The following is a 20863-nucleotide window of genomic DNA, read 5'->3' on the forward strand; positions in this document are numbered from 1 at the left end:
CAGGAGCATCATTCAGAACTCTGGTTGGTGGCCTCGTTTGGGTGAATATCTGCAGCTCAGTCAGGTGACGGACAGTAACGGCGGCCGTCCTGTGCGACGGCTGAAGCATGGCAACGCAACAACTCCCGCGAGGACGACCGCCTCGCTTCCAGCATGTCACCGGTCTCGACGACGAGCAACTGTCGGATCTGGTCGCGGCCGTGCACGCCGTGATCGGCCCCTGGCAAGCCCCGACCGGGCGGCGCAAGGCTCTGGGACTGTACATGGCGGTCGTGGTCGTCTTGTTCTACCTGCGCCGCAACAACTCCCAACAGGTGGAGGCCGAGCTGTTCGGCTGCTCCCAACCCACGATCTCGCGCTACCTCACCTGCCTAGAGCCGGTGATCGGCCGATGCCTCGAACAGGTGGAGGCCGAGGCCGCCCGCGACCGGGCGGGCTCGACGTTGATCGTCGACGGCTTCCTTGTCCCCACCGGCGAACGGGCGCATACGAAAGGCCTGTTCTCGGGCAAGCGCCACGCGTGCGGGGTGAACGTCCAGGCGGTCGCTGACCTGCGCGGGCACCTGGTCGACTTCGGTGAGCCGATGCACGGGTCGATGCACGACGCCCGCGCTTTCGGCGAGTCGGGGATCGCGAAACGCTATGCGGCCCATGCCGAACCCGACGGCCCTGGATTGCTCGGTGACAAGGGCTATGTCGGGTGCGGGATCATCACGCCGGTGAAGAAGCCCGACTACCGGCCGCTCACCCCCGCCGAGGGCTGGTACAACCGGCAGATCAACCGCCGCCGATCCGCTGGCGAGCGGGCTATCGCCCACGCGGTGAACTGGAAGATCCTCGACACCGGCTACCGCCGGCCGCTGCGCCTGCTCGGCCGGACACTACGCTGCGTACTCGCCCTGGAGATCTACCGACGCCAAGGCTTCAACCCTTTTGAATAGCGCTCCAGGACGCTCCTTTCAACGAGTTCTGGTGAAGCGGGCCGCCGCGCGTGTGGAATCGGGACGGCGGCCCGCTGTGCAACACCCATCGTCACGAACCGTCTACCTGCCCCGCTAGCCCCAAGTGGGTATCTCATGATGAGATGTAAAGTTGATGGCTATGGACACACCGTTGTTCGTTCCCGTGGACCTTCCCGACGACCTCTGGGGTCGCGACACCATGCGGCAGGCGCTCGCGGCCAGAGACATGACCGCAGTCTTCCGCCTGGTCCAGCAATACGGCGGCCTGACCCAATCCCGCATCGGCATCGCCACCGGCCTCGGCCAGGGCCGAACCAACGAGATCTTCAACGGCAAACGCAAGATCGCCAGCATCGAAGTCCTCGAACGCATCGCCGACGGCCTCGCCATGCCCGACCGCGCCCGCCATCTCCTCGGCCTCGCCCCCGCCATCGGCGAACCCGAAGACTCCGAGGCTCAAGCCGCCCGCATCGGCATCACGAGAGTCTTCGCCTCCCAAGCCTCCGCCGCCAAGGAGATCCGCGACGCTGCCTGGCAAGCCGCCAAGGTCGATCTCCTCGCAGTCCGAGCCCTTGGCCTGATCGGCCTCAACGACTCCCTACTGCGCGAACCCCTGACCACCGAACGACCCCAGCCCGTGCGAGCCCGAGTCATCCTCCTCGACCCCGACAGCTCAGCCGCAGCCCACCGAGCCAAGGAGATCGGCGAGTCGGCAGAGTCCTTCACCGCTGGCATCCGCCTGTCCGTCGCCCGCCTCCGCGAGCTCATCGACCATCCATACCTCGACCTCCATGTTGCCCTATACTCGACCCTCCCCACCTGGCGAATCATCCGACTTGACAACCTCATCTACCTGTCGATGTTCAACAGCACCACCGAAGGTCACCAATCCAGCATCTACCGCCTCACCGCCGCGCAGTACAACATGCTCCACGTCGGATTCACCCGCCAGTTCGAAGACCTCTGGACCACCGCCGACCGCTTGATCTGAGAGGCTGATACCCGTGATCGAAGCCGAGCTGAAAGCCAGAGTCTGCGACGTCGAAGCCGTCCAGCGTTGGCTCCGCGAGCGCGCCACCGAAGAACCTGCCACCTACTACGACACCTACTACGACTGGCCCGACCACCGCCTCGATACGGACGGTCGCGAAATCCGCCTCCGCACCATCGAAACTGCGACTGGCGCCAGACACTTCCTGACCTACAAGCAACCTCCAGCCGACGCCAAAAGTGGTTCCAAGCCTGAACACGAAACAACCATTATCGACCGAGACCCAGTGGTGACTATGTTCCACGACCTGGGTCTAGTCGAGCTAGTAAGCCTTACGAAGTATTGCCAGAACTACAAATTCATCTACGACAACCGCCTCATACTAGCTACTCTCGTCAGCGTCCCTGAGCTAGATGGCACGTTCCTGGAAGTCGAAGTTGCCGCCGAATCCGACAATTTCGAGGGCGCCCTCGCCGTAGTCCGAACGGTGATTGCCGAACTCGAACTCAGCAAGGAGCTAGATTTTACCGCCTACACAGACGGCGTGAGGAAGGCGCGCCTAGGCCGGGGAGACTGATATGTAACCAATGGGCTGTATCGTAATCTCTCACGGTGGTCAGTGAAACCAAGAACGGGTACTGAAGTGGATTGGATACGAAGCGCAAGAGTCCGAGCCGTCCGATGGGTGCTATTTCTGCTAGTGCTAATCATGATCGGAGCCGCCGCTTACTCTGGTTTGTTGCGAACTTGTAGTGAGGCGGTTGCTGGCAATACGATTCGTGAAATATGTGGCCCAGTGACAATGGTTGATCCAAGAATCGCGTTGCCAATTCTCCTGGGAGCTATACTGATCTTGCCCGATATGAGCGAGGTTGGCATTCTCGGTTTGTCCTTGAAGAAGCGGGTTGAGGAAGCCGAACGACAAGTGGCACAGTTCGAATTGCGAATCCTGGAGCAAGAGCTACGAATCACTTCAGCAAGCCAATCTGCAGCATCTGCTCAAGTAAACTTCGGTGGTGATCTGATGTTTACTCAAGATGCGGTGGAAAGGTCTCGAAATGGTGTTTCTGAAAAGCGTAGAAAGTTTCTCTCAGGTGAGGATAGCGGTCCTGATTGGGATCCTTCTCCGCAACCCAATATGGAACTTGTTTGGCAGCTACTTTCGAACTGGGAGTTCTTGAGCGAGGCACTTGGGCTCGCGGGTTATAGGAGAGCTTTTGTCAATGGAGCTCAATCAAAATACAAGAACTATGTTAGTCGGTTCAGAAGTCAGTTTGAGGAGGAACTTAGGATAGTTCAAACCGCTAGAAATACCGTTGCTCATGCTCGTCACATTCCTGATGAAGAGCTTGAAGAGGCCGTCTATTTGTCCCGTGAACTGATGGAAACGCACAAAGAAGGAATTGCTCAAGATCGGCAATTCTGACCGTCCTATTAAGGAAAAGCGGGCAAAACTCTACTGTATCGACATAACCTTCGCTCAAATACAAATCTGCCATCGGCATTTATATGAACCTTATTTGCAATCATTTCCTGAGAAATCTGGCTTATAAGATGTGAGTTGAAGTATGTGTCGGTCGCCTCGGCTTCAAGCAATAGAATTCGTGTCAGATAGATCCTCGATATGGCAAGCGTCAGATGTCCTGCAAAAAAGATAAAGGCGGGATCTGGAAACCCTCCTCTATCTGAGTGTTTCAACGTGTTATAGTTATCGGCAAGTGCGGATGCGATGCCTGATTCAGAGTATGCAATTGATCGGGTATCCACTTTGGTTGCCTTAATTGACCGATAGAAGTATGTGGCCGTCGTTGGTCTCTTCTTCCCGCGTTTGCTGTACGTCTCTTCTTCGCCGTCATATTTGGGAAGCCGTTGTCCGATAGCCTCTATGCTCATGGAAGCATTGATCATGAGATTTTCGTTGAGGGTACCTGGTCGCAGAAGCAAGCTTGCGACCGGAAAGATGATTCTATGCCATTCTTCGTAATACTTGGCCCATCGTGAAAGTCTAAATGAAGTGATCTCATCGGCAGTTAGAAGCGGATCGTAGAATCGTTCCTTGGGGGGTATGGGACTCTTGTGTTCGCGAACCGTTGTGCGCTCTAGCACTGAATGATACTCTGCGCCAATTACATCCTTCGTCCAGGTTCGAGCCGGGAACATTCTGTCTCGAATTTGATGCGCGCGGAAGAAGACACTAGCTCCATGAATCAGGGCGTGCAAATCTCGAAACTTTCGATGCTCGGCCAAATGTACAGATATAGGTCGAGGGCTTCGAGTCTTGCTAAGTAGTACTACGGGGTCATCGAGATGAATCCCTGGGTTCGATTCTCCAACCTTGTTTCCCGGGTGAGTTATAAGACTCATTCTTGTCGCTCCCTGGCACCAGACATGTCCGTTCTTGCTCTCAACAATGTAGTTCGCCCGCATCTTCTTATGGCCGTATTCATCCTTGTGCCAATCGGGCCAGAATTCTACCGAAGAGAGATCAGACCACACGTTAAGGCCGTCAATGTGTGAAATGAAGGTTGAAACTTCCAACGGATTCACAATATTGAGTGGTGTTTCGCCTATCACTGCTTCGTTTGCTCGGAGTTTTGCTATGGCTACGTTGCCGGACTTATATTCGATGTACGCGCATCCATAGAGAGATGCTACGAAATCCTCACCATAAAAGATTAGATTCGAAGGAAGCTGGTGCTGTTGCATACGGTCCATCTGAGCGAACGGATCGGAAGATTTTTCGAGCAGATGTGGCATTTCTGCCGTGACTCCATAATCTTCGTCTAGCCAGAGTGCTCCAGCTCCAATTGGTTTTGAGCTGGTTGCAGGGTCAACGAATATGCCGATTATCTTTTCGCCTGAGACGAGAGTTTTGCCCATATCATCTCCGTATTGCTGGGTCTGGACATTCGATCGCCTTGGTGCATCGCCGCTGGCGGTTGTTTCCTGCCCTGGTACTGCGTCTAGCACTCAACTGTTCCGGTATGAACTTCTTCTAACTTTCGATGATTACTAAGGGTGTGCTGCGCCCGCCTGGCGGTGTCTCTAGGTTCGATTAGTTGGAAGTCCACTGCTTACCAAGGTAGGGCAAGTTCTCGTAGGACCACAAGAAAAGCTTCATTGAAATCTGACGAAACTCCTCTGAAAGCTCCCAGAGTTCTGACACCTCAAACGGATCTGACTGGATTGAAGATCTCCATGGACTTGCGAGGCGCGCAAACTGCGGTCCCTCCCTTTTGCCTGCTTGGATCGGTTGTACCGCAACAACGTCGTGAATCAGGCGATTTCTCTTGTTTCTGAGCGTGTCGACTTTATCCAGGAGTGCAAGAGCTTCTGCCCTCTGAGGGTCCAAGTCTTCACGCTTCTGCAAGAGGCCCTTGCAGCGTTGGATAAGGGGACCCATAGGCCCAGGCTTCCCCAGAACACGCGCATCATGAGACTCCACCAGGCCGACCAGCAGGCCTTCCAGTAGAAGTTCAGCTTTCGCGGACTCAGGGGTCGCGTCGCCGATGGCGAGTCTCAGTTCCGCCAGGTGGTTCGCCATGTTCATGTCACACCTCGGGTCCGATTGACAGTGCGTAGGGTTCAGCCTACTTGTCTCCCACGGCAGATGGAATACGGAATCTCTACCATGGCTTGTCGGGAAACCTGGAGTAACCCGAAGTACTCGATCCCTATGTGAGACCTGCGAACGCTCTGGTTTCCGCTCCGACGCGGGTGCCCGTGGCCGGGTTTGGCCCCGCCACCTACTATTCTAGTGGAATGTTCCGGCTACGACCCCTCTGGGGGCTGTCCCATTACGATCAAGCGGCCTGCCAAGAGTACAAGCAGGGCCGTGACCTGGGGTGATGGGTTCAGGTAGGCGATCGCTAGGTGCACAGAACAAAGGCCCTGGTCACAGGGCCTTTTTTCGTGTCTTATGGCGAGGTCACGCGGCCTTTCGTGGGGCTGCCGTGAGGGCCTTGGGGAGCCAATAGGGGAGCCATTGGTCGCTGGTTTTGGAGCCGTTTCCGAAACCGCCCTTCGGATCGGGTCATCCTGGGGCATGGTGGGGCGTTGCGGGGCCGTCGTGGTCCCAGGGCGTTGGGGAAGCTCCCAGGTCGCGGAGGCGAACTCGGTGACGGCCCTCGCGCAGGTGAAGCGCACCCTGGGCCCGAAGTCGAGGGTGAAGTTCTTGGGCACGCGCAGCACGTAGGCCTGGCCGATCCGCTCGGCCCAGGCGCGCAGGATCGGGCAGTTGCCGTAAACCTCGTCACCGCAGATGAGATCGAACCAGGCGCCGTCGCGCAAGGCCTGGGCCAGCAGGTCGATCGCGATCCGGCCCTTGGTGCGGGCCCGGCGCATCGATGCGGGCAAGCCCATCAGTCGCCGCAGTCGCTGGTCGGCCGGCTGGAAGGCCGGGACCCACAACCGGTGCGCGATGAGCGCATGCCCGACCTGCTCGACCACGAAGGCCAGATGGACGGTGTTGATGCCGTTGGCGTTGCCGTCAGCGCAGCCCATGTGCTGGCGTTGCACCCGGCGGTCGAGGCGCCCTTCTTGACCTGCCCGGTCTCATCGAGCACCCCGATCCTGAGCCGCCCGGCCGGGGTGATCTCACCGAGTCGGTCGAGGGCGAATCTTCTGATCAGGCTCATCGCCTGGTCGCCGTCCCAGGTCGCGCGGGAGAGCAGCCGCTGCACGGTCTCGGGCGTGCGGTCCCCGATCCATTCACTGACGGCCCATCCGTTGCGTTTACCGAGGTCAGACATCAACGCCCGCACATACTGGCCGGCCTTTCGGCGTGGCTCGATCCGAGCGAAACACACCGCGAGTTGTGCCATGAGCGACCGCAACGCCGCCTCGCAGGACCGGGCCGCTACCGTAGAATCCGCAGCCGCTTGTCGCTTTTGTTGTCTCACAGCACGAAAGACGCCGAGCGGCTGCTCCACGTTGCAGCCAGGTCGCATCAACCACGACACGAAACCCCGGCATCACCACAGGTCACCTACCGAATGGCCGCTGTAGTACCAGGGTGTCGCTGGTCGGGTTAGAACCGGTAGCGGAGTATTCGGGTTCCTTGCCGGGACAGTCGGGTGCTCAGTCCCATGGCTCGGGTGAGGGCGCGCAGTGGCTGCGGAAAGTCGGCGACCTCGGTGGCGCGGGTCAGCAGCAGTTCCTCGGCCAAGGTCAACCCGGCCTCCCAGGTCTCGGGCTCGTGCGGGTCGTCGAAGCCTTGGGCCGCGGCGATGCCGATCGTCTTGATGACGGGATGGTACTTCATCGCCCAGGCCGCGAACCTGGTGTAGCCGTTGAGGACGAGCTCGCCGGCGGTGAAGTGCGCGGTCAGCGCCCAGACCATCCGCTGGAAGGAATCGCCGGGCATGAACGGCAGCAGGCCTTCGGCAACGATGATCACGGGGCGTTCCGCGGGTAGCTCCGTGTGCCAGCCGGTCTCGGTGAGGTCGGCGCCGATGTGCGCGGATCGGGACGGCTGCAGTCGTTCGCGGATCGCGATGATCTCGGGAAAGTCGACGTCGTACCAGTCGACGCCGGGCGGCGGGTCGCAGCGGAGGACACGGGTGTCGAGGCCGCAGCCGAGATCCAACACGACGGCGTTCGGGTGGTCGGCGGTGAAGCTCTTGACGGCTTCGTCGATGCGCTTGGCACGCAATGCGGTACCGCACACGAGGCTGGGCTTGACGTCGAGCCTGGCGAAGTCGTATTCGATACGGTCAGCCAGGTCGGCGGACCGAGTGTCGCCGAGGATGGAGCGGTCTCGCCGACTGTCTAGCGCCCTGGCGTAGAGGGTGAGCAGCAGGGTCTCCTGGATCGGGTCGAGGTCGAGGCGTTCTTGTTGCATATGGGTCCTCATGGTCCGAGCGGGTGGTCGTTGGCGATGTTGCGCAGCCAGGTCAGGGATCGTTGCGCGTTGTGGATGCGCTCGGCGCCGGGGCCGTCTGCGCCAGTGAGCATGAGGCCCCGCTCGGCGATCGCGTCGAACCGGCCGAGGCTGTCGAGTTTGCGCTGGATCACCTTCTGCCAGGCGTCGTCCTCGATCCGGAAGTAGGCGGTGCGGTCGCCGGGGACGCGGACTTTGCGGACAAGGCCGACGGCGGTGAGGAAACGCATGTTCGAGGTCAGGGAGGCGCGGCTGGCCTGGATGACGTCGGCGATCTCGCCCGCCGAGCGCTCAGGCGGATCGCAGATCATCAGCAGCCCGAGGATGCGCCCAGTGATGGGCGGCAGCCCCCACTCCTCCACGCAGAACGCTGCCACGCCCTCCACCCAAGCCATGACCTCGTCCCGGTCGGGTGCATTGTTGCCAGCTCGGCTAGTCATGGGTGTTTTCTTTCGTGATGAAGGCCGCTGACTCCCGCGTGGGTGTCGGCGTCGCAGTGGCCCGCCGAGCCTGACGCAAGTACCGGTCGAACCAGTCCGTGGCCATGGACATCGCTTCGTCAAGGCCGGGACCGGTGTAGAGGCCAAGGACGTCGTACGGCAGCACCTCCAGGCGTTTCGGCTCGCCCGCTTTGGCGAAGGCGCTCTGCGCTTCTTCGAGCGCGTGGTAGGGGTCCCAGCCGCCGTTGGCGATCATGAGCAACGGTGTGGGCGCGAGGCGGCTGATGAGGTGCTCCGGCGCGAAGGTGAGCATGTGCTCGGTGGAATCGAGGGTCTTCTCGTTGCGGTAGGAGGGGAACAGCGCTTCGGCGAGGTCCGGACTGTCCTTGACGGTCTCTCCCTCTAGAGCCAGATGCGGCACGCGGGCGCTCTCCTCGCCGTCGAAGCGGTGCTGCCAGTCCTGGTCCAAGTGGTCTCGCAGCGCCCGGAATTCGGCGCGGCCGAGCATCCGTTCGAGATAGCGCCATCCGTCCCACACGCTCGGGCTCTGCACGACAACGCATGTCGCGCGCCGATCCAGGACCGCCGCCTGCACGGCGACCGATCCGCCGATGCTCACACCCCACAAGCCTATCCGCTCGGCGTCGACCTCGGGGCGGGTTTGGAGGTAGGAGATCGCGCTGCGGAAGTCCTCCACCTGACGTTGCGGGTGGTCCTGCCCCCGCGGTTCGCCGTCGCTGGAGCCGACGGTGCGGTAGTCGATGGCCAGGGCCGCGAACCCGGCCCGCGCGAAATACGGGGCGAATGCCGCCAGCGCCTCCTTGACCATCACACCACTGTGCCCCAGGACCAGTCCCGGCACCGGATCCTGCGATTCCGGCAAGTACAGGTCACCGGCGCATCGAGTGCCGAGGCTGTTGAAGTCCACTCGTTCGGTCTGCCAGGTCATGCTCGCCCTCCAAGAACCTCTCAGTGCTACTTATTTCAATCATGACTGAAACAAGTAGCATTGTCAAGCTTCTGTTCGCGCTCGGTCGGAAAGTGCAGGATCCCGTCGCCAGGCGGGCGGGCCATCGCCGCACGGGGCGCCGGCCCGGGGTCGACCCACCTACGTTGACGCCTGGAGCTTCCCCCTTTGATGGGGACATCCTGATTGCCGTGCCTGAGGTGTCGGGTGGATGGTGCGGGCCCGGCATGTCCCGCACCGATCCTGTCCTGAGCGAAAGATCAGACCAATGTTGCGCCTCGGCGGGCGAGGCGGCGATACTTGCTGGCATGTCCCGCACCGACGATGTCGTCGACGGCATCAAACGCATGATCTTGACAGGCGAGCTGCGCCCGGGCGAGCGGCTGCCGGTGGAGAAGGAACTCGCCGAGACCCTGGGCGTCTCGCGCGGCTCGCTGCGCGAGGGCGTGCGGGCCCTGTCGATCCTCGGCGTCCTCAACACCCGCCAGGGCGATGGCACCTACGTCACCGCCCTGGACGTGGCGCGGCTGCTCGCGCCCATGGGGTTCGTGGTCGACCTCCAAGACCAGGGCCAGACCAGGCACGTCCACGCCATCCGGCGCCTCCTCGAATGCGAGGCCGCGCGCCTGGCCGCCTCCCAGATCACCGACGCGGCCATCGAGGCGGCCGGGGCCCTGCTCGAAGAGGCCGGACGGCTGCTGGACAAGACACCCGAGGAGCACGAGCGGGTGATCGAGATCGACATCGCCTTCCACCGCGTCATCGCCGCGCACACGGGCAACCCCGTGCTCATCGGGATGATCGAGGCACTGGCCGGGCGGACGGTCAGGGAACGGCTGTGGCGAAGCCTGCGCGAAGAAGGCGTCGACCAACGCACCCACCAAGAACACATCGCGATCTGGCGCGCCCTGCAAGCACACGACCCCGAGGCCGCCAGGATCCGCATGGCCAACCACCTCATGGGCGTCGAAGAATCCCTAGCCGACCTGCCGGCCGACGACGACACGACGCTAATCGAGTGACTCGGTCGTGAGCGCGCCGGTCATCGCCGCGACCAGGTCGTCGGTAGTGGCCTCCGCGGCGGCGAACCGGGCGGTGCGGCGGCCCAGGCGCATGACCTCGACGCGGTCGGCGACCTCGAGGACCTGCGGCATGTTGTGGCTGACCAGCACCACCGACATCCCGGCGTCGCGCACCCGCTCGACCAGCTCCAGGACCCGGCGGGTCTGGACCACGCCGAGCGCCGCGGTCGGCTCGTCGAGGATGACCACGTCGGTCGCCCAGACGACCGCCCGTGCGACCGCCACGCTCTGCCGCTGCCCGCCCGAGAGCATCGAGATGGGCGTGGTGACCCGCGGGATCCGCACTCCGAGCTGCTCGAGGGCCTCGGCGGCGCCGCGGCGCATCGCCCGCTTGTCGAGCAGCCCGATCCGCCCCAGCGGCCCGCGCCGCTTGATCTCGCGGCCCAGGTACAGGTTGGCGGCGACGCTGAGGTCGTCGGCGACGGCGAGGTCCTGGTAGACCGTCTCGACTCCGGCGCGCCGCGCGTCGACCGGGGAGGAGAACGCCACGGCGCGCCCGCCCAGCCGGATCTCGCCTTCGTCGGGCGGGTGCACCCCGGAGAGCACCTTGATCAGGGTGCTCTTCCCCGCGCCGTTGTCGCCGATGAGCGCGACCACCTCGCCGTGGTGGACGGTCAGGTGCGCGCCGCTGAGGGCCGCGACGTGACCGAAGCGCTTGACGATCCCGCGGGCCTCGAGGACCGGCTCGCCGCTCACTGGTCCACCGGCGGGTTGTCGCAGCTGGGTTCCAGGACCGCCTGGACCTCTTCGGAGTCGATGTTCTCCGGCGTCACGAAGGTCACGCCCGTGTCGGCCGAGGCCATCGGCGTGCCCTCGCGCAGGTGCTCGACCATGTTCGCGACGCCGAGGTAGCCCATGTTGAACGGGTTCTGCACCACCAGCGCAGAGATCTGGCCCTCGCGCAGGGCGGTGATCTCGTCGGGCGCGGCGTCCCAGCCGATGATGACGACCTCCCCGGACCTGCCGGCGGCCTCGACGGCCTGCACGGCGCCGAGGACGCTCGGCTCGTTGGCGGCGAAGATGCCGGCGAGGTCCGGGTTGGCGGTGAGGAGGTCCTCGGTGACGCGGCGGGCCTCGTTGACGTCGCTGTGGCTGGGCTGCTGGCCGACCAGGTTCAGGTTCTCGTGCTGGGCGAGGCCTTCGGTGAATCCCTCGACGCGTTCGGTGTTGGTCTGGGAGCCGGGCTGGAACTCGATGAGCGCCACGTCGTGGTCGCCCTCGCCGAGCGCTTCGGCGAGCAGCTCTGCGGCCTCGGCCGCTCCGGCGCGGTTGTCGGTGGCGTACAGGGGGACCTCCTCGGGCTGCGGGTCGGTGCCGGAGTCGATCATCGCCACCGGGATGTCGGCGTCCAGGGCGCCCTGCGTGGCCGGTGCCAGGGCCGCGGAGTCGGTGGCGGCGTACACGATGCCGTCGACGCCCCGGGTGACGAAGTTCTGGATGAGGTTGACCTGGCCCTCCACTTCGGTCTCGGCGGCGACGCCGTCCCATTCGACGGTGACGTCCCCGGCGCGTTCGGCGGCGCATTCGGCGCCGGCGCGGACCGTGTTCCAGAACTCGTGGCCGACCGCCTTGGGGACGACGGCGAGCTCCAGCGGCCCGTCGGTGGTCCCCTCACCGCCGCCGCCCGAGTCGTCGCGGACTTCCACGCCGCCGCAGGCGCCGGCGGCCATGGCCGCGACCGCGGCGAGCATTGCGAGACCGCTGCGGGCCTTGGTACTGATTGCCATTGTCTTGTCCTTCCACGGTGGGCGGTGGCGGCCGCGCGGCGTCTCAGCCTCGGGATTCGAGGCGCCGGCGGCGGAACTGGTCGAAGTAGACGGCGGCCCAGATGATGAGGCCGACGATCAGCTGCTGGTAGTGGATGTTGATGCCGAGCAGCACCGAGCCATTGCGCACCAGGGCGATCAGGAACGCGCCTATGAGGGTGCCGACGATGCGCCCCTGGCCGCCGAACAGACTGGCGCCGCCGATGACCGCCGCCGCGATCACGTCGAGTTCGAGTCCGATGCCGTAGTTCGGCTGGCCGGAGTTCACCCGCGAGGCCGCGATCACGCCGCCGAGGCCGACGAGCATGCCCGCGAGGACGTAGACCGCCGTCAGGTTGCGGCGCACCGGGATGCCGGACCGGCGGGCGGCCTCCAGGTTGGATCCCATGGCGTAGACGTGCTGGCCGAAGCGGGACTGGGAGAGCAGGCCTCCCACGGCGAGCGCGACCGCCGCGGTCACCACGATGGTGAAGGGGACGCCGGCGATCACCCCGTTGCCGAGCAGTTGGAACGACTCGGGGAGGGAGTAGACGCCGACGGCGCCGGTGACGATGAAGACCAGACCCCGCCCGGCGGACATCATCCCCAGGGTGGCGATGAAGGGCGGGAGCCGCGCGAACGACACCAGCAGGCCGTTCACCAGACCCGCCGCCGCGCCGACGGCGACGGCGACGGCGCTCGCCTCCCACACGGAGAAGCCCAGGTCCCGCACCACCATGGCGCCCGCGACTCCCGCGAGGGCGGCGACCGATCCGACCGACAGGTCGATGCCCTTGGTGATGATCACCATCGTCTGGGCGACGGCGATGATGGCGATGACCGCGGTCTGCGAGCCGATGTTGAACAGGTTGTCGGCGGTGAGGAAGTACGGGCTGGCCAGGCTGAGGGCGATGAACAGCACCGCCAGCGCGGTCGCGGCGGTCACCTCCGAGACGGCCACGGAGATCCGCTCCCGCAGCCACTCTTCCAGCCGGCCGCGCCATCCGACGGCTTGGTCGACAGTCGCCATTGCACTCCGTATAGATCAGATCTTTCCGTGAATAAAGCGTTATCATGCCATACGTATTGGCATATTTACAAGTCTTTGCAACGGTGTTCGTGAGGGACGCACACGAGTGAGGTCCGATGAATCGCCTCGAGCCTCGCCGGCGCCGCCATATGTCCGATGTGTCTGGTCATGGCGAGGCCGGGGAACTCGACGGCCGTCCGCTCCATGCCGCTCTGCGGCAGGTCGTGTCCGGCGCCTTCGGCAGCGACGGCCTCGACCTGCGGGGCGCCTCCGCGTCGCGCACCGTCGTCGCGCGAGTGGCTCGGGCCTCCGCGAGCCCGCCCGGAACGGCACGCGTCGAGGCCGGTCTCGCGGGGTGTCCGCGGGCGGCTTGCAGTGGGGGAGCCCCGGCGGCCCCGGCTCGGGCGCCGCGGCTCCCCACTCTCATCGGCCGCGTGATCGGCCGTCAATTCGAACTGAAGGCGGCGTCGAACGCGGCCTCCGGCGGATCGAACGCGAGTCGGCGGACGTACTCCAGCGCCTCGGGCGCGCCCACGAGGCGGTCCATGCCCGCGTCCTCCCACTCGATGGAGATCGGGCCGTCGTAGCCGATCGCGTTGAGCATGCGGAAGCACCGTTCCCAGGGCACGTCGCCGTGGCCGGTGGACACGAAGTCCCAGCCGCGGCGGGGATCGGCCCACGGCAGATGCGAGCCGAGCCTTCCGGCGCGGCCGTCGCCGGTCTGCCGCTTGGCGTCCTTGCAGTCGACGTGGTAGATCCGGTCCCGGAAATCCCAGAGAAAGCCGACGGGGTCGAGGTCCTGCCACACCATGTGCGAGGGATCCCAGTTGAGACCGAAGGCCGGGCGGTGCTCGATCGCCTCCAGGGCCGCGACGGTGGTCCAGTAGTCGTAGGCGATCTCGGAGGGGTGGACCTCGTGTGCGAAGCGGACGCCCTCCTCGTCGAAGACGTCGAGGATCGGGTTCCACCGGTCGGCGAAGTCCTGGTAACCCGCCTCGATCGCCTCGGCGGAGACCGGCGGGAACATCGCCACGTACTTCCAGACCGCCGAGCCGGTGAAGCCGACGACGGTGTCCACTCCCAACAGGCGGGCCGCGCGGGCGGTCGCCTTCATCTCCTCGGCGGCGCGGAGGCGCACCCATTCGGGATCGCCGGAGCCCCACACCCGCTCCGGGAGGATGTCGCGGTGGCGATCGTCGATCGGGTCGTCGCAGACGGCTTGGCCGACCAGGTGGTTCGAGATCGTCCACGCCTTCAGATTGTGCTTCTCCAGCGTATCCAGCTTCGATCGGACGTATTCGTCGTCCGCGGCGGCCCGCTGCACGTCGAGGTGGTCGCCCCAGCAGGCGATCTCGAGGCCGTCGTAGCCCCAGCCGGAGGCCAGGCGGCACACCTCCTCGAACGGCAGGTCCGCCCACTGGCCGGTGAACAGCGTGATCGGTCGTGTCATCGTTCGCTCCTTCGCTTCCGGATCGTCATCCGAGGGTCCATCGCTGGTTGGCGCCGCCGTTGCACGTCCACAGGATCACGGCGGTGCCGTTGGCGGTGGCGGCCTCCTCCACGTCCAGGCACAGCCCGGACTGCGCACTGGTGAAGGTGCCGTCGGCGCCCAGGCTCCACTGCTGATTGGCCCCGCCGTGACAGCTCCAGATGATCACCGGCGTTCCGGCGCTGCTCCCGCCGCCCTCGGCGTCGAGGCACTTCTGCGAGCCCCCCGAATAGACGGTCAGCTCCCCGGCGTCGGTGTAGGTCCAGCTCTGGTTGGATCCGCCGTGGCAGTCCCAGATCTGCAGCTGCGTGCCGTTCTCGGTCGACTGGCCCGGCACGTCCAGGCACTTGGCGGCGCTCACCGACATGAGCTGGCCGGACAGGGCTCCCGTCCCCTCCGCGATCCCGTCGCCCTGGAATTCCACCCAGTTGACGTTCAGCAGGAAGTCGGTACTGCTGCTGCCCGACGGCCTGCGGACCACGAAGTAGAGCGCCGTCCCGTCCGCGGGGGCGTTCTCGAGCTGGGCGGTGACGGTCGTCCAGTTCTGCCAGCCCCCGGTGGCCTCGACTGCGGCGGTGCCCACCAGCGGTCCCTCGGGGTCGTCCGCGTGGACTTCGACGATGCCGCCGACGGTGCCCGAGGCCACCCGCAGGTCGACGGCGTCGATGCCGGTGAGGTTCATCGGCGCGTAGCCGAACCAGTCGCCGTCGGTGGTCCAGCCGATGTTCTGGCCGCCGCCGGTGTCGGTCGTGGCCTCGGCCTGCACGCCGGGGTCGTCGGTCCCCGCGCCGCCGGGGATCCGACCGGTGTCGGTGAAGTACTCGGCCTCCTTGTGCTTGGTGTGGAGCACGACGACCTCCTGGCTGGTCAGCGGCTCGGCGCCGCCGGGACCGCCCTGGTCGGTGTAGGTGACGGTGACGACGCCGAAGATGTCCGCCCCGATGTGCCCCTCGTCTCCGGGCAGCGGAAAGACGCCTTCGCAGCCGAAGTACTGCTCGTAGCCGTGGGCGTGCTCGTCGTGGCCGAGCGCGGGCTGCGTGACGACGTCCTGGCAGTCGACCTGCCCGTCCTCGGGGTCGGTGACGGTGACCCGGTACCGGATCGTGTCCCCCCACTCGAACAGTCCGCCGTCGATCGGCGCCTCCACGGTGATGGTGGGCGCGGTGTTGCCCGCGACGATCTCGACGTCGGCCACGGCGATCCGTCCGTCCTCAGTGGTCACGGTGAGCGCGGCCAGATAGGTGCCCGCCTCGGTGTAGGTGTGGGACGCCTCGGCCCCGGTGGCGTCGGTGTCGCCGTCGCCGTCGAAGTCCCAGGCGTAATCCAGCGCCGCTCCTTCGGGATCGCTCGAACCGGCCGAGGAGAACTGGACACTCAGCGGCAGCGGCCCCGAGGTCTTGTCGGCCTCGATGTGGGCGATCGGGTCACGGACGCCGCCGCCCCTGGTGTAGTCGATCCGGTAGATGCCGGAGTCGGTGTTGCCGCCGCCGAAGCCGGTGCCCCAGTCGATCACGTAGAGCGCGCCGTCGGGACCCCACTTGAGATCGTGGATTCGGATGAAGTCCATGTCGGGGAGGATGCGGTTGACGTCGACGACCTCGCTCACCGTGTCGTCGGGCTGGATCGAGAAGAGCCTGCCGTCGTTCCAGTCGCCGAGGATCGTCTTGCCGTCCCAGTAGGACGGCCAGCGTCGGCTGGGGTCGGCACCGGTGTCGAAGCGGTAGACGCCGCTCGCGGTCGGGGCGCCGCTCCCGCCGATCTCGGGCACGCCGGAGCTGGCCTTGCCCATCCACAACTCGGCTCCGATCGCGGCCGGCAGCTGGGTGATCCCGGTGTTGTTCGGCGAGTCGTTGACCGGGCTGCCGCAGTCGAACTCCCCATGGGACTGGCCGGTGGCGAAGTCGTAGTCGACGTAGGGGGTGTTGGCGCCGACGCAGTAGGGCCAGCCGTAGAAGCCGGGCTCGTCGACGATGTTCCACTCGACCCGGCCGTCCGGTCCGCGGTTCGGATCGGCGGACCCGGCGTCCGGCCCGTAGTCGCCGAGGATCAGCTTGCCGGTCTCGGGGTCGGTGCCGATCGTGAAGGGGTTGCGGAATCCCATCGCGTAGATCTCGGGCCGGGTGTTCGGGGTGCCGGGTGCGAACAGGTTGCCGGGCGGGATCGAATAGGTGCCGTCGTCCTCGGGGTGGATCCGCAGGACCTTCCCGTTGAGGACGTCGGAGTTCGCGGCGGTGCGCTGGGAGTCCCAGTACTGGCGCCCCGGCTGCTCGTCGATCGGCGTGTAGCCGTCGGAGCCGAACGGGTTCGTGTTGTCGCCGATGGCGATGTACAGGTCGCCTTCGGGTCCGAACGCGAGCGCTCCGCCCGCGTGGCAGCACTGGCTGCGCTGGGTGTCGACCTCGAGGAGCGTGGCCTGGCTTCCCAGATCGAGCGTGTCGCCGTCCATGGTGAACCGCGACACTCGGTCTACCGACTGGGTTCCCGCCGGAGAGTAGTAGAGGTAGAGCCAGCCGTTGCTCGCGAAATCGGGGTCCAGGACGAGGCCGAGCAGCCCGAACTCCTGCCCGGTGTAGACGTCCACATGGCCGGCGGTGGCCGTGGAGCCGTCTGGCCGGATGATGCGCACGTCGCCGCCGCGGTCGATGTAGAAGACCCTGCCGTCCTCGGCGATGTCGAGCTTCATCGGGTTGAGCGTCGACTCGTCGAGCGCCACCTTCTCGAAGCCGTCGGGCTGCGACGCGCCGCAGTCGGCGCCCACGTCGCCCGCCGCGGACCTGATGCCGCCGAGCAAGTGCTGGAGGAAGGCCGGATCGCTGTAGGACTCCGCGGTGTGGCCGAGGCCGGTGTACCAGGAGCGGCCGCCGTCGAAGTCCTGGCACCAGGCGATCGGGTGCTCGGGGCCCATCGCGCCCGAGCCGGGGTCGTACGAGGACTCGTCGAGGGAGGCGAGGACGTGGACGTCGCCGCGCGGGTTCGTGCGGAAGTTGTACCACTCGTCGAACCGTTCCCAGAGCGGGTCGAGATGGGCCGTCGAGGGGTGCGCGGGGTCCTCGACCTTGACGGTCGCGTCCTGCGGGGTCGGATGGTTGTTGAAATAGGCGCCGACCAGGTCGCCGTACCATGCCCACTCGTGTTCGGTGTCCGAGGCGGCGTGGACACCGGCGTAGCCGCCGCCGGCCTGGATGTAGCGTTCGAACGCGCCCTGCTGGGCGTCGTCGAGGACGTCGCCGGTGGTGTTCAGCCAGATCACCACGTCGTACTGGGCGAGGTTGTCGTCGGTGAACTGCGCCGAGTCCTCGGTGGCGTCCACTGTGAAGCCGTGCTCGGCGGCGAGGTTCTCGATGGCGGCGATGCCGTCGGGTATCGCGCCGTGCCGGAATCCGGCGGTCTCGCTGTAGATCAGCGCGTTGAACGGCTCGGCCTGCTGCGCGGACGCCTCCTCCTCTATCGCCGAGGCCGGGGCGGCGATCGTGAGGAGCGAGGCCGCGAGCACGGCGGTGGCGCCGGTCGCGGCGCGTCTTCTGAGTCTGGGGAGTTTCACGATGATGTCCCTTCGTGCAGTGATATCGGGCTGCGGTGGCGGGCCGACTCGACGGCCGCGTGGAGGACTCGCTGCGTCCGGAGGGCGTCGGCGAAGTCGGGGAGCGGCACTCGCGGTTCTCCGCCGCCGAGCACGGCGAGGATGTCGGCGGCCTGGTTGATGAAGGTGTGCTCGTAGCCGAGGCCGTGGCTGTCGGGCCACCACGCCTCGGCGTAGGGGTGCTCGTCACCGCCGCGGGTGACGTCGATCGTGGTCCAGCCTTGGACGGCCGATTCGGCTTCCTTGCTGTAGAAGCCGAGCTCGTTCATCCGCTCGAAGTCGAACCGGAGCGCGCCCTTCTCGCCGTGGATCTCGAACCGGTTGGCATTGTGGTAGCCGGTGGCGAGGCGGGTGGATTCGAAGCTGGCGAGCGCGCCGCCGCTCATCCGGGCGAGGAACATGACGGCGTCGTCCACGGTGCTCTTGCCCTTGGCGCCGGTGGTTCCGGCGCCGGCCCCGGCGATCTCGCCGCCGCCCCCGCCCTCGACGAGCGAGCGCTCTTCGATGAAGGTGTGCTCGATCGCGCCTTCGACCGAGACGATCTCCTCGCCGGTGACGAAACGGACGGTGTCGACGATGTGGGCGCCGAGGTCGCCGTGCGCGCCGGAGCCGGCGATGTCGCCTTGGAAGCGCCACACCAGGGGCGCTTCGGGGCCGCCCCAGCTCTGGAGGTAGGCGGCGCGCACGTGGTAGACGCGGCCGAGCGCGCCCGCGGCGACCAGCCGGTGCGCGAGGGCGACGGCGGGGACGCGCCGGTAGGAGTACCAGACGAAGGTCCTGCCGCTCGAGCGCTCGGCGGCGGCGGCCATGGCCTCGGCGTCGGCGAGCGTCCCGGCGAGCGGCTTCTCGCAGGCGACGTGCTTGCCGGCCTCCAGGGCGGCGATCGCCTGCTCGGCGTGGAGGTGGTTGGGCGTGGCGATGTCGACGAGGTCCACCGCCGCATCGGTGGCGGCGAGGCGCCAATCGGTGGTGGGGCGGCGCCAGCCCCAGGTGCGGGCGAACGCCGCCAGTGACTCGGCGTCGCGGGCGACGACGGTGTGCATGGCCGGTTCGAGGTCGCCGGGGAAGAACTTGGTCACCTTCGACCAGGCGTTGGAGTGGGCGCGGCCCATGAACTTGGAGCCGATGAGCGCTACGTTGATCCGGTCATGCATCTGTCGTTCCTGTTCTGTCCGAGTCGGATCGGACGGTGCCGTCTCCGGCGCCGACGCCGAGGTAGCGGTGTTGGAGGTCGGGGCGGTCGCGCAGTTCGGCACCGGCGAACTCGGCCTCGATGCGGCCGGAGACCATGACGAGCTGACGCGGCGCCATCCTGACGGCGGCGCGGAGGTTCTGCTCGACGACCAGGACGGCGACGCCTTCGGCGACGAGGTGGTGCACGGCGTCGACGAGGACGTCCACGACGGCCGGCGCGAGTCCTTCGGACGGCTCGTCCATGACGATCAGGTCGGCGTCGAGCAGTAGGGCCCGGCCGACGGCCAACATCTGCTGCTCGCCGCCGGAGAGATGCCCCCCGCGCTGGCGCTTGCGCTCGGCCAGACGCGGGAACAGTTCGTAGACCCTGAACGGCGTCCAACGTCGACCGCGCCTGCTCAGCATCGCGAGATGCTCCTCCACGGTCAACGACGGGAACAGCCGGCGGCCCTGCGGGACGTAGGCGATGCCCGCGCGGGCGATCCGCTCGGGCGATCGGCCGTCGATGCGCTCGCCGCGCAGGAGCACCTGCCCGCCGGAAGGCGAGAGGAAACCGACCAGCGTGTCGCACAGGGTCGTCTTGCCCATGCCGTTGCGGCCGACGATGCCGACCGCTTCCACGTCCATGTGGAAGTCCAGGTCCTCGAGCACGACCGAGGCGCCGTATCCGGCGCGCAGGCCGCGGACCTCCAGCAATGGCGCCCCGGTCATGTCCCGCCCTCCGATCCGAGGTAGATCTCGTGGACTCTGGGGTCGCCGCGGACCTGGTCGGGCGTCCCCGCCGCGATGGTCTCGCCGTCGGCCATGACCACCACCCGCCCCGCGATCCGGAACGCCACGTCCATGTCGTGCTCGATCAGGAGCACCGTGACCGCTTCGGGCAGGGCTTCGAGCAGCGTGACGAGGTGCTCGCGCTCGCCGCGGGAGAGTCCGGAGGCCGGCTCGTCGAGCATGAGCACCTCCGGTTCGGTCGCGAGGGCCATGCCGAGTTCGAGCTGGCGTCTCTGGCCGTGGGCGAGGGCGCCCGCGGCGGTGCCACGGTGGTCGCCGAGCCGCACCGACTCGGCGACGCGTTCGGCCTCTGCCCGCATGCGGCGATCCACCGCCGATCGCCACGGCACTCGGTGGCGTCGGCGGTGGCCCGCCAATGCGAGATAGATGTTGTCGGCGACGGAGAGTCCCTCGAACGTGCGCGCCTTCTGGTAGGTGCGCGCCACCCCCAGTCGGGGCCGGCGGCGGGAGGGCAGACGGGTGCAGTCGACACCCTTGATGGCGACCGTCCCGCCGGTGGGCGCGATGTCGCCGGCGATGACGTTGAACAGCGTCGTCTTGCCCGCGCCGTTGGGCCCGAGGATCGCCAGGCGCTCGCCGCGCGCGACGTCAAGGTCGATGCCGCGCAGGGCGAGCAGCCCGCCGAAGGCCACTCGAACGGAGCGGACCTGGACGATTGGAGCGGCGCCGTCCGGTTCGGCGTCCGTCGTATCGGCCTCGGCCATGAGCGG

General features: G+C 65.9%; 18 protein-coding genes and 1 pseudogene. 5 read left to right on the plus strand and 14 right to left on the minus strand.

The annotated features are described in order from the left end of the window. Positions 1 to 107 precede the first annotated feature (107 nt). The 4 genes from H613_RS0111115 (at position 108) to H613_RS30835 (ending at position 3379) form a co-directional block, all read left to right on the plus strand. Positions 108 to 941: a transposase family protein gene (locus H613_RS0111115; protein WP_026923122.1), complete on the plus strand. Its 834-nt coding sequence runs from the start codon at positions 108 to 110 to the stop codon at positions 939 to 941. A 160-nt stretch (positions 942 to 1101) separates the two neighbouring features. Continuing rightward, positions 1102 to 1953 (plus strand): helix-turn-helix domain-containing protein, encoded by an 852-nt coding sequence (locus tag H613_RS0111120; protein WP_026923849.1) that lies wholly within the window; start codon positions 1102 to 1104, stop codon positions 1951 to 1953. Positions 1954 to 1966: 13 nt separating this feature from the next. Next, positions 1967 to 2530, plus strand: coding sequence for a class IV adenylate cyclase (locus H613_RS0111125; RefSeq protein WP_026923850.1), 564 nt, complete (start codon positions 1967 to 1969; stop codon positions 2528 to 2530). A 132-nt stretch (positions 2531 to 2662) separates the two neighbouring features. After that, the gene (locus H613_RS30835; RefSeq protein ID WP_156925967.1) at positions 2663 to 3379 is read left to right on the plus strand and encodes a hypothetical protein; all 717 of its coding nucleotides are present in this window, start codon (positions 2663 to 2665) and stop codon (positions 3377 to 3379) included. An 8-nt stretch (positions 3380 to 3387) separates the two neighbouring features. Here H613_RS30835 and H613_RS30840 read toward each other — a convergent pair whose 3' ends face one another. The 6 genes and pseudogenes from H613_RS30840 to H613_RS0111155 all read right to left on the minus strand — a co-directional run bounded on the left by H613_RS30840 (position 3388) and on the right by H613_RS0111155 (position 9223). Next, positions 3388 to 4923: a hypothetical protein gene (locus tag H613_RS30840; protein ID WP_156925968.1), complete on the minus strand. Its 1536-nt coding sequence runs from the start codon at positions 4921 to 4923 to the stop codon at positions 3388 to 3390. A gap of 85 nt (positions 4924 to 5008) precedes the next feature. Beyond that, positions 5009 to 5503 (minus strand): hypothetical protein, encoded by a 495-nt coding sequence (locus H613_RS30845; protein ID WP_156925969.1) that lies wholly within the window; start codon positions 5501 to 5503, stop codon positions 5009 to 5011. A 221-nt stretch (positions 5504 to 5724) separates the two neighbouring features. Then, positions 5725 to 6902 (minus strand): annotated as a pseudogene (locus H613_RS32785) (transposase). 80 nt (positions 6903 to 6982) lie between these two features. Continuing rightward, positions 6983 to 7795, minus strand: coding sequence for a class I SAM-dependent methyltransferase (locus H613_RS0111145; RefSeq protein WP_026923853.1), 813 nt, complete (start codon positions 7793 to 7795; stop codon positions 6983 to 6985). 8 nt (positions 7796 to 7803) lie between these two features. Further along, on the minus strand, positions 7804 to 8274 hold the full coding sequence (locus H613_RS0111150) for a GbsR/MarR family transcriptional regulator (RefSeq protein ID WP_035737695.1): 471 nt from the start codon (positions 8272 to 8274) through the stop codon (positions 7804 to 7806). Further along, positions 8267 to 9223, minus strand: a complete 957-nt coding sequence (locus H613_RS0111155; protein ID WP_026923855.1) for an alpha/beta hydrolase — start codon at positions 9221 to 9223, stop codon at positions 8267 to 8269. Before H613_RS0111155 ends, H613_RS0111150 begins: the two co-directional genes overlap by 8 nt. A 326-nt stretch (positions 9224 to 9549) precedes the next feature. On the opposite strand from H613_RS0111155, the gene H613_RS25985 reads away from it, so the two are divergent. After that, the gene (locus tag H613_RS25985; RefSeq protein ID WP_035737698.1) at positions 9550 to 10263 is read left to right on the plus strand and encodes a FadR/GntR family transcriptional regulator; all 714 of its coding nucleotides are present in this window, start codon (positions 9550 to 9552) and stop codon (positions 10261 to 10263) included. Here H613_RS25985 and H613_RS0111165 read toward each other — a convergent pair. The 8 genes from H613_RS0111165 to H613_RS0111200 all read right to left on the minus strand — a co-directional run bounded on the left by H613_RS0111165 (position 10252) and on the right by H613_RS0111200 (position 20857). After that, positions 10252 to 11019, minus strand: a complete 768-nt coding sequence (locus tag H613_RS0111165) for an ATP-binding cassette domain-containing protein (RefSeq protein WP_026923856.1) — start codon at positions 11017 to 11019, stop codon at positions 10252 to 10254. The two genes, H613_RS25985 and H613_RS0111165, sit on opposite strands and share 12 nt — an antisense overlap. Further along, complete coding sequence (locus H613_RS0111170; RefSeq protein ID WP_026923857.1) at positions 11016 to 12050, minus strand: ABC transporter substrate-binding protein; 1035 nt, start codon at positions 12048 to 12050, stop codon at positions 11016 to 11018. The genes H613_RS0111165 and H613_RS0111170 overlap by 4 nt, the downstream gene beginning before the upstream one ends. A gap of 43 nt (positions 12051 to 12093) precedes the next feature. Further along, on the minus strand, positions 12094 to 13098 hold the full coding sequence (locus H613_RS0111175; RefSeq protein WP_026923858.1) for an ABC transporter permease: 1005 nt from the start codon (positions 13096 to 13098) through the stop codon (positions 12094 to 12096). A 445-nt stretch (positions 13099 to 13543) separates the two neighbouring features. Beyond that, complete coding sequence (locus H613_RS0111180) at positions 13544 to 14548, minus strand: sugar phosphate isomerase/epimerase family protein (protein ID WP_026923859.1); 1005 nt, start codon at positions 14546 to 14548, stop codon at positions 13544 to 13546. Positions 14549 to 14573: 25 nt separating this feature from the next. Next, positions 14574 to 18128, minus strand: coding sequence for a lectin (locus H613_RS25990; RefSeq protein WP_156925970.1), 3555 nt, complete (start codon positions 18126 to 18128; stop codon positions 14574 to 14576). After that, positions 18125 to 19321 carry a Gfo/Idh/MocA family protein gene (locus tag H613_RS0111190; protein WP_026923860.1) on the minus strand — a complete coding sequence of 399 codons (1197 nt, stop codon included), beginning with the start codon at positions 19319 to 19321 and terminating at the stop codon, positions 18125 to 18127. The genes H613_RS25990 and H613_RS0111190 overlap by 4 nt, the downstream gene beginning before the upstream one ends. Beyond that, on the minus strand, positions 19314 to 20072 hold the full coding sequence (locus H613_RS25995) for an ABC transporter ATP-binding protein (protein WP_051393248.1): 759 nt from the start codon (positions 20070 to 20072) through the stop codon (positions 19314 to 19316). Before H613_RS25995 ends, H613_RS0111190 begins: the two co-directional genes overlap by 8 nt. Next, complete coding sequence (locus tag H613_RS0111200) at positions 20069 to 20857, minus strand: ABC transporter ATP-binding protein (RefSeq protein WP_026923861.1); 789 nt, start codon at positions 20855 to 20857, stop codon at positions 20069 to 20071. Before H613_RS0111200 ends, H613_RS25995 begins: the two co-directional genes overlap by 4 nt. Positions 20858 to 20863 lie beyond the last annotated feature (6 nt).

Source organism: Glycomyces arizonensis DSM 44726 (genome assembly GCF_000482705.1).
Taxonomy (GTDB): domain Bacteria; phylum Actinomycetota; class Actinomycetes; order Mycobacteriales; family Micromonosporaceae; genus Glycomyces; species Glycomyces arizonensis.